Below are 859 nucleotides of genomic sequence, written 5' to 3'. Positions count from 1 at the left end.
GTGTGGGGGGACGGCTGGTGGGAGGCGTCCCTCGTCGCGGCGTCCGGCCTCGTCGTGGTTTCCGGTGCCGTCGTGGTGTCCGGTGTCTTCGTGGTGTCCGGGTCGAAGTAGTGGGCCGGGAGGGTGAAGCCCTCCGGGTTGGTGGCGTTGGGGTCGAAGGGCGGGGGCAGGCTCGGATCGTCGGGCTCGGCCTCCAACTCGCCCGTCGCGGCCGGCCACGGCGGCACGGCGTGCGGGTCGGAGACGGGGGCGGGCCACGTCGGCATGCCCGCCGCGGCGGCGGTGAACGCGGGGGGCGGCTCCCACGGGGGCGCGCCGGGGACCACCGGGTTCACCGGCCACCGGTTCGTGTTCCGGCCGGACTCGTCCTCGGGCTGCTCCCAGGCACGGACGTCGTGGACGCGGCCCGGGCGGGTCTGGTCGTCGTCCGCCGGCCAGCCCGCCCCTGGGTCGCCGGACGGCGGCTGGTCGAACACGGGTGCGCCGAACGGCGGCAGGCCGGTCGGGAGCGCGTTGAACGGCGCCTCGTCAGCCGGGGACACCCCGAACGGATGCGGAGCGCCGAAGACGTGCTCGGGGGGCGTGGCGAAGGCGTGATCCGCGGCCCGGCCGGGGGGCTGGTCGGCCGCCGGACCGAACAGGGGACCGGTGGGTGGTTCGTGGTCGCCTTGCGGGCCGTAGGGGTGGCCGGTGGGTGGTTCGTGGCCGCCTGGCAGGCCGTGGTGCTGGTCGGTGGACGGTTCCTGGTCGCCCCCCGGGGACAGGGGCGGTGAGGTGAACGGCGGCCGGGCGCCCGGTGCCGAGCCGAAGTGGGCCGGGTCGGAGAGGGTGGCGGGTGGCTCCCAGCCGGGGTGCTCCC

Annotated in this window: 1 pseudogene; it reads right to left on the bottom strand. The window is 77.1% G+C overall.

What is annotated here, in order from left to right:
• Positions 1-859 (bottom strand): annotated as a pseudogene (locus FAF44_RS53410) (hypothetical protein); the annotation flags it as partial.

It is taken from the genome of Nonomuraea sp. MG754425 (genome assembly GCF_021699195.1).
GTDB lineage: Bacteria > Actinomycetota > Actinomycetes > Streptosporangiales > Streptosporangiaceae > Nonomuraea.
The sequence above is the reverse complement of the archived record's forward strand: the minus strand, read 5'-3'. Positions and strand labels throughout refer to the sequence as shown.